This is a genomic window from Thermopolyspora sp. NPDC052614 (genome assembly GCF_040678635.1).
Taxonomy (GTDB): Bacteria; Actinomycetota; Actinomycetes; order Streptosporangiales; family Streptosporangiaceae; genus Thermopolyspora.
This window is the reverse complement of the sequence record NZ_JBFATZ010000007.1, coordinates 61,786-70,212: the sequence shown is the minus strand read 5'-3', so window position 1 is coordinate 70,212 and position 8,427 is coordinate 61,786. Positions and strand designations below refer to the sequence as shown.

Here is an 8,427-nt window from a genome sequence, read left to right as displayed (position 1 = left end):
ACCGGCACCCACCTGGCCACCGCAGGCAGCGACCGCACCATACGGATATGGGACCCCGCCACCGGCACCCACCTGCGCACCCTCGAAGGCCACACCAACCGGGTCAACGCCCTCGCCTACAGCCCCGACGGCACCCACCTGGCCACCGCAAGCGACGACCACACCGTACGGATATGGGACCCCGCCACCGGCGTCCACCCGCACACCCTCGAAGGCCACACCAACCGGGTCAACGCCCTCGCCTACAGCCCCGACGGCACCCACCTGGCCACCGCAAACAGCGACCGCACCATACGGATATGGGACCCCGCCACCGGCACCCACCTGCGCACCCTCGAAGGCCACACCGACTGGGTACGCTCGCTCGCCTACAGTCCCGACGGCACCCACCTGGCCACCGCAGGCAGCGACCGCACCGTACGGATATGGGACCCCGCCACCGGCGTCCACCTGCGTACCCTCGAAGGCCACACCGACTGTGTCATCGCCGTCGCCTACAGCCCCGAGGGCACCCACCTGGCCACCGCAGGCAGCGACCGCACCATACGGATATGGGACCCCGCCACCGGCGTCCACCTGCGCACCCTCGAAGGCCACACCGACTGTGTCATCGCCGTCGCCTACAGCCCCGACGGCACCCACCTGGCCACCGCAAGCGACGACCACACCGTACGGATATGGGACCCCGCCACCGGCACCCACCTGCGCACCCTCGAAGGCCACACCGACTGGGTACGCTCGCTCGCCTACAGCCCCGACGGCACCCACCTGGCCACCGCAGGCAGGGACCGCACCGTACGGATATGGGACCCCGCCACCGGCGTCCACCTGCGCACCCTCGAAGGCCACACCAACTGGGTCAACGCCCTCGCCTACAGCCCGGACGGCACCCACCTGGCCACCGCAGGCAGCGACCACACCGTACGGATATGGGACCCCGCCACCGGCACCCACCTGCGCACCCTCGAAGGCCACACCAACTGGGTCAACGCCCTCGCCTACAGCCCCGACGGCACCCACCTGGCCACCGCAGGCAGCGACGGCACGGTTCGTATGTGGAGTGCACGCGGTGGGGACTGCGTGGCCATCGTCCTACCGTTGCCGACAGGCGCAGCGGCATTCAGCCCTGACGGCCTCACGTACAAATTCGACGGCAATCCCGCCGGATTCTTCTGGTGGGCGATCAACCTCTGTGCCTTCGCGCCAGGCGAACTCGACCCGTACATCCCCGCGCTGAGGCGGGTTCCCATTGACACTCCACTCACCGAACTGTCCCGTGGACGCCAGGAGGACTGACCGACATGTCCACGGATGAACACGACAAGGACGTCCCTCGAACGCCCGCAGCAACACCGGGCAGGCAAAGGGCATCCCTCTCGCCCCAGCCTCCGCCCCCTCCCGGTGGAGCAGCTTTCCCCCTGTCGCAGCCAACTCTCGCCGCCGACGCCGTCCCTCCAGACGCCGACATTCCTCAACCACCCAGTCGACCCGGGCGGGACCAGACACAGGAGCAGCCTCGCGCTAGTAGGCGGCTGAGGGGTGGATCGGGCCGGGCCGATTTGCGGGCTCATCCATTCCCATTGCTGACCCCCGAGGAGTGGAGACAGCCGCATGAGGTGCTGAGCCGGATGTATCTGGACGCGGAGCGGCGGGCGATCGAAGCGTATGACTGGTACATGCGGGATCGGCTGCGTAAGCGGGCCAGCAGCCGTGCGCTTCGGGTTTTGGCGATCGTGCTCGGGGCGGCGGGCGGGCTTCAGCCGCTGGTCAGCGCGGCCGCTTCCGGGACGGGCCTGGGATGGGGATATGTGTTGCTGGCCGGGGCCGGCGTCTGCGTGGCCATCGACCATTTCCTCGGTCTGTCGTCCCGGTGGATGCGCGACATGATCACCGCGCAGAGGATTCACCAGCGGCTGCAGCGGTTCCAACTCGACTGGGCGGCTCTCAGCGCCACCGAGGCGATCACCACCGCCTCGGCCGACACGGCCGCCGACGGCGGGAACGCGGACACCGCTCACGTGCAGGAGTATCTCGACCTGCTGCGCTCCTTCGCGGAGGACATCTCCACGATCATGATCGACGAGACGTCGGAGTGGATCAACGAGTTCCAGAGCGGCATGGCCCTGCTCCAGCAGTCCCAGCCGGGCCGAAACTGACGTGACCAACGTCTGAGGTGCTCAGCCCGCCGCACAGGCCGCGCGGAGAAGGGACGCGGCGATACGGGCGAACGAGCGGATGAGCGGGCTGTCGTCCGGCCGGCGCGGAGCCGCCGTCCCCGGCAGCGGGTTGCCGCCGTAGAAGACGTTGACCTCGCCGCCGGGGTCGATGGCGCCGGGCTGGTTGGGGGGGGCTGGTCGGGGGGGGCTGGTCGGGGGGCACGCCCACGGCGAGGTCGTCGAAGGCGTCGTTGTCGCCGACGTTCTGGTGGATGGTCTGGATGCCGCCGGAGCCGGGGCCGTCCGGGCCGCCGTAGAAGACCCGGACGACGCCGGCGTCCTGGGCGCCGCCGATGTCCTCCAGCGGCGAGGCGACCACGAGGTCGTCGTAGCCGTCCGGATTGCGGCCGAGGCGGTCGAGTTCCTGGACGCCGCGCATGAGTCGGACCGGGACCAGCGTGACCCATCCGGCGTCGGGCTGCGCATCGCGTTGAAGATCGGGTGCATGATTGTTAAGTGCGAGCCATCCCCTAGGCCTCGCCGTACGGTCCGGCCCATTCGGCGGGCTGCGCCGACGGCGCTCATGTTGATTGTGAGGAGCCGGATTTTGACCGAATACCCAGGGCCTGACTTTGTCGCGGACTTTTCGGACGTTCAGGAGCCTGCCCGCGACCTGATGGTGATCCCGAACCGGGGCGTGCAGCTGGTGCCCAACATCGGCGTCATCGGCGGCACGCACTCGGTGCTGGTCGTCGAGACCGGCCTGGGCCCGGCCAGCGCCGAGAGGGTGCTGAAGTTCGCGGCCGACTACGCCAAGGGCCGCAGGCTGTACCTGACCACGACCCATGCCCACCCCGAGCACGCCTTCGGCGCGCAGGTCTTCGCCGGGGAAGCGACCTTCGTGCTCAACAGGCAGCAGGCCGACGACCTGGTCGCGGAGGGCCCCGGGTACCTCGAATCGTTCCGGGGGCTCGGCGCGCCCGTCGCCCGGCAACTGGAGGGCGTCGAACTGGTCGCGCCGGACGTCGTCTACGACGACTCCCATGATCTCGACCTCGGCGGCCGGGTGGTGCACCTGCGGGCCGTCGGGACGGCGCACAGCAAGGGCGACCAGGTGATCACGGTTCCCGACGCCGGCGTGGTGTTCACCGGCGACCTGGTGGAGACCGGGCAGTTCTCCATCTTCCCGTGGCTCCCGCCGTACCACACGGACGTGTCCGGCGTTCGCTGGCTCGAGGTGATGAGGCGGCTGGCCGCCGAGAACCCGCGGGTGGTGGTGCCCGGTCACGGTGACGTCGGCGGCCCGCAGCTGCTGGCCGACGTCCGCGACTATCTCGAGTTGCTCCGCGACGAGACCTGGCGGCGTCGCGACTCGGCGATGAGCGAGGAGACGATCGTCGAGGAGGTCAAGGCGCTGATGATCGAGCGCCACCCGGAGTGGGAGGGACAGGAGTGGATCGAGAAGGGTGTCGGCTGCCTGTGCGCCGAGCATCCGCATGACGAGAGCACGGACGCGGAGTCGTGACGTTCGGGAAGACCACCCAACGTCACGTGGACGACATCGCCGGCTTCGGGAGCCGGGCTCCTCATTTCGAGGCAGGCATGGAAGGCCGCGGGTGTGAGGAACCGCGGCCTTCCTTCACCTGCCCGTCGTGATGGAGGCCGGGCCGGTCGATGCGGTGCCGCGAGGTGGCGCCCGGTCAACCGGGTTGCCGCCGAGCGCTCACAGGGTGGCCGGGTTCAGTGAAGGACAGCGGCGAACTGGCCGCCCGCCTGGGTGGTGGAGGGGCGCTGGATGAACAGGTGGTCGTCGGGGTCGAGGCCGCCGAAGCCGATGAGGGGGTTCTTGCCGAAGACGACGACGAGCTGGCCGTGGTCGGCGCCGGACTGGCCCGAGATGTCCTCGCCGGGGATGCCGATGGTCAGGTCGGCCTTGTTGTTGTCGTTGTAGTCACCGGCGGCGAGGCTGAAGGCGAAGCGGTCGCCGGGCTCGGGGGTCGCGCCGACCGACGCCTGGACGAAGAAGTCCTGGTGGTCGGTGCCGAGCGCGGGGTCGTTGGGCGACTGGGGGCCGTCGTTCTCGCCGTAGATGATGTGCACGGCCCCGGCCCCGGACTCGAACGGGACGCCGATGGCCAGGTCGTCGCGGCCGTCTCCGTTGTAGTCGCCGGGGGCCACGGACTCGCCGAAGCGGTCGCCGCCTTCCAACGCGTCGGACATGCCCGCGGTGTTCTGCGTCCAGCCCTGGGCACGCGCGGTGGACAGGCCGGCGCCGGTGCCGTACAGGATGTGGACGACGCCGGCGTCGCCGTTCTCGCCGGGGACGCCGATGACCAGGTCGTCGGCGCCGCCGTCGAAGTCGCCCGCGGCCACGACCGCGCCGAAGTCGTCCTCGGCCTCCCGGCTGCCGTTGAGCATGTCCTGCCGCCACAACTGGTCGGTGTCGAACGACAGCGGCAGCGGGTTGCCGCCGTAGAAGACGTTGACCTCGCCGCCGGGGTCGATCGCGCCGGGCTGGTCGGCGGGCACGCCCACGGCGACGTCGTCGAAGGAGTCGTTGTTGAAGTTCCCCATCGTCACGGACGCGCCGAACCGGTCCCCGGCCGCCGCGACGCCCTCGACGAGGGTCTCGTCCTGGTGCAGCTTGCGGATGTCGCCGGTGAAGGCGCCGCCCTCGAAGTGGAGCACGTCGACGGCTCCGGCGTCGGCGACGTTGATGTCCTCGCCGGGCGCGCCGACGGCCAGGTCGCTGCCGGAGCGGCCGACGCGGCCGACGGCGAGGGCGCTGCCCCACTGGTCGCCGGCCTCGACCTCGGCGAAGGGCTGCTTCAGGGTGAGGGTGGCCGAGAGGTTGAGCTCGGAGCCGGTGGCTCCGGAGAGGACGTGCACGACGCCGGAGTCGGCGCGCCCGCCGATCTCGTCGTCGTCCTCCCCGGGGACGCCGATGACCAGCTCGGGTCCGGCGCCGTTCATGAGGTGCCCGACGGCGACGGCGGCGCCGAACCGGTCGCCGGCCTCGGCGTTGCCGTCGATGTTGCCGGCGTTCTGGTGGATGGTCTGGATGCCGCCGGAGCCGGGGCCGTCCGGTCCGCCGTAGAAGACCCGGACGACGCCGGCGTCCTGGGCGCCGCCGATGTCCTCCAGCGGCGAGGCGACCACGAGGTCGTCGTAGCCGTCGAAGTCGAAGTCGCCGATCGCCCTGGAGGCGTCGGCGTGGGCCGCCGCGGCGGGCGGGATCGTGAGCAGCGCCCCGGCGATCATCGCGGCCGTGAGCGCGGCGACGCGTCGCGTTGTGAACATGCGCGGGTACCTCGTTTCCTGAGATCCCGGGCCCCCGCGGGAATGACACCAGGGCCGGACCTGAGGTTCCGCTTCCTTTTACGCATGTTGGGCGCGCCGTTGTCACTTGTGCGTAATCGTGCGTGGATCGTCCGTGATCGCTGGTTGGGCCGTCGTGAGCAGGCGAGGCTGAGGCCCGGCAGGGACGGCTCCGCCTCGATAGCCATCGAGGGCCATCGAGGGCCCTCGATCGCCCTCGATGGCCCCTCGATGGCAGCCGTACGGCTACCGCACCGGCTCGACCCGCGCCGGGATGTGCTTGTGCCAGGGAGTTCCGGCGTACGGGTCGCGGTCCTCGGAGGCGGTGAGTTCGTTCGGCGGGGTGCCGGTCCGGACGGGTTCGCCGGAGTCGTCCGGGTAGGTCAGGCCGAGGCCGTTCGGCAGGGTGATGTGGCCGGGCTGGACGGCGTCGGTGAGTTCGGCGATGGCCTCGACGGTGCCGCGTCTGGTGGTGACGCGTACGGCGCAGCCGGTGGCGATGCCGAGGTCGGCGGCGTCCTTGGGGCTGATGCGCAGGGCGCCGGAGGCGTCGCGGCGGCGCCAGGCCGGGTCGCGGTAGATGGTGTTGGCGGTGAAGGCGCGGCGTTCGCCCGCCGAGAGCACGAACGGGTACGCGGGGTCGGTGGCGGGGCCGTCGCCGAGGGCGGCGAGCTCGGCGAGCAGGTCCGGGATGGCCAGGTGGATCTTGCCGTCGGGGGTGGCGACGCGGCGCAGGCCGTCGTCGTCCTTGTCGAGGGCGTAGACGACGCCGGAGGGGCTGTTCAGGATCGCGTCGAAGAGGTTCTCGCCGAGTTCGAGTCCTTCGCCGATGATGCCGGCCCGCCGTACGGCGTCGGGGCGGGTGGCGGCGACCCGGTGGGCGAGGGGCCAGATCGAGGCGGCGGCCGCCGCGCCGTGCGGGAGGGTGGGGCCGAGGGTGCGGTAGAGGGCGACGGGGGCGACCTTGGCGAGGGCCGGGTCGGCGGTGACGGCCTGGAGGAACGCCTCGGCGAAGGCGGCGCGGCCCCGGGACGCCGCCTCGTGCAGAGGCGTCAGGTCGGGGACGGCGCCGAGGGCCTCGCAGATGCGGGCGTGGATCTCGGGCTCGGGCAGCAGGTCGGTGCCGGGGGGCGGGTCGAGCAGGGGGCGGCGCAGGTGGAAGTAGTTGGCGGGGGCCTCCAGGTTGAAGAACGTGGCCTCCCACTTCTCGAACTGGGAGGGGGCGGGCAGGACGTAGTCGGCCAGGCGGGCGGTCTCGGTCATCGCGACGTCGATGACGACGAGCAGGTCCAGGGCGGCGAGGGCCTCGCGCATGCGCGGGGAGTCGGCGACGGAGTGGGCGGGGTTCGCCGATTCGACGATCATCGCGCGGTAGCGGGCCGGGTGGTCGGTGAGGATCTCCTCGGCGACGACGTTGGCGGGGACCAGGCCGGAGATGATGCGGGCGCCGGCGACGGGGCTGAAGCGGTCGCGTTTGGCGCTCCAGTGGGAGGGGGCGGCGAGCGGCGCGAGCATGATCGGCGGGTTGTTGGTGCCGATGCGGCCGAAGTTGCCGGTAAGCAGGTAGAGGAGGGTGTCGAGGTAGCTGTTGAGTGTGGAGTGCAGGTTCATCTGGACGCCGAGGTCCTCGAAGACGGCGACGCCGTCGGCGGCGGCGATGCGGCGGGCGGTGCCGCGCAGCAGGCCCTCCGGTACGCCCGAGATCTCGGCGTATTCGGCGATCGGCACCTCGGCGAGGACGGCGATGACCTGGTCCAGATCGACCGCGTGCTCGTCGAGCCACTCGCGGGCGATGAGGTTCTCCTGCACCAGCGTTCCGGCGAGGGCGGCCAGCAGCCACGCGTCGGTGCCGGGGCGGGGCGCGAGGTGGATGTCGGCGATCTCGGCGGTCTCGGTGCGGCGGGGGTCGATGACGATCAGGCAGCGGGACGGGTCGCGGGCGATCTTCCGCAGGGTGGGGCGGGCGCGCGGGATGCCGTGCGACTGCCAGGGGTTCTTGCCGATGAACAGCGCGACCTCGCAGTGCTCGAAGTCGCCGGTGGCGATGTCGCCGAACATCTGGTCGTTCACCCAGAACAGGCCGGTCTTCTCCTGGGCGAGCGCGTTTGAGCGGTATCGGGCGCCGAGGGCCCGCATGACGGCTCCGCCGTACGAGCCGCCCAGGTGGTTGCCCTGCCCGCCGCCGCCGTAGTAGAAGATCGTCTCCCCGCCCGCGGTGTCGCGCACGGCCGCCAGGCGCTCGGCCACCTCGGCGATGGCGGTGTCCCAGTCGACGCGTTCGAAGGTGCCGTCCGGGCGGCGGCGCAGCGGGTGGGTGAGGCGGTCGGCGCCGTTCTGGTAGTGGTCGAGCCGCAGTGGCTTCTCGCAGGTGTAGCCCTGCGAGGACGGGTGCGCCTTGTCGCCCCGGATCCGGGCCAGCCGCCTGCCCTCCACCTTGACCTCGACGCCGCAGTTGCACGCGCACAGCACACAGGCGGTCGGCCGCCACTCACCGTCCATCCGAACCCCTCCCGGCCTTCTGAATCCACTTTTGAGACTCAGCGTAAACCCAACCAGAAGATTTGTCTGCTCCCCGATGCCGCGGCCCCGGACCTCCGGGCACACGCCCCGGCTTCCCCTGGTCGGCCAACGGCTCCGCCAGGACGAGTCATGAGAAGGGACCACTTCGGCATGAGCACGTCTATGTGAGGCCATGAATGGGCATCCGGCGCACGCTCTCATGAACCCGTCGTACGGCCACCGCCTATCCTGCGACGCGGGCAATATTGATCATTTCGCTCGGCCGCCGTTTGCCTGCGGCGGACCGTGGCGACGCGTCCGCAGGGCGGACCTCGCGTCGACGCGGCGTCAGCCGCTGCTTCAGAAAGGTGGACGATGTATCCGGACCGGGACACGAGCCGGACGCCTCGGCTTCCGGATCGGTCCGCCGCTCCCCCGCCCCGGCCGCACGAGT

General features: G+C 71.0%; 5 protein-coding genes. 3 read left to right on the top strand and 2 right to left on the bottom strand.

Annotation, left to right across the window (positions count from 1 at the left end; genetic code table 11):
• The 3 genes from AB0K60_RS17155 to AB0K60_RS17145 all read left to right on the top strand — a co-directional run.
• Window positions 1-1,296, top strand: a 1,296-nt coding sequence (locus AB0K60_RS17155) for a WD40 repeat domain-containing protein (RefSeq protein WP_364055046.1), incomplete at its 5' end; no start/stop codon positions are given.
• A 5-nt stretch (window positions 1,297-1,301) separates the two neighbouring features.
• Complete coding sequence (locus tag AB0K60_RS17150; protein WP_364055043.1) at window positions 1,302-2,156, top strand: SLATT domain-containing protein; 855 nt, start codon at window positions 1,302-1,304, stop codon at window positions 2,154-2,156.
• A 676-nt stretch (window positions 2,157-2,832) separates the two neighbouring features.
• Complete coding sequence (locus AB0K60_RS17145) at window positions 2,833-3,681, top strand: MBL fold metallo-hydrolase (protein ID WP_364055040.1); 849 nt, start codon at window positions 2,833-2,835, stop codon at window positions 3,679-3,681.
• A gap of 215 nt (window positions 3,682-3,896) precedes the next feature.
• Here AB0K60_RS17145 and AB0K60_RS17140 read toward each other — a convergent pair whose 3' ends face one another.
• Together AB0K60_RS17140 and AB0K60_RS17135 are read right to left on the bottom strand one after the other, a co-directional pair.
• A complete protein-coding gene (locus AB0K60_RS17140; protein ID WP_364055037.1) occupies window positions 3,897-5,456 on the bottom strand; it encodes an FG-GAP repeat protein in 1,560 nt (519 codons plus the stop codon).
• A gap of 264 nt (window positions 5,457-5,720) precedes the next feature.
• Entirely contained in the window at window positions 5,721-7,973 is a 2,253-nt protein-coding gene (locus tag AB0K60_RS17135) for a molybdopterin-dependent oxidoreductase (protein ID WP_364055034.1), read from the bottom strand.
• Window positions 7,974-8,427 lie beyond the last annotated feature (454 nt).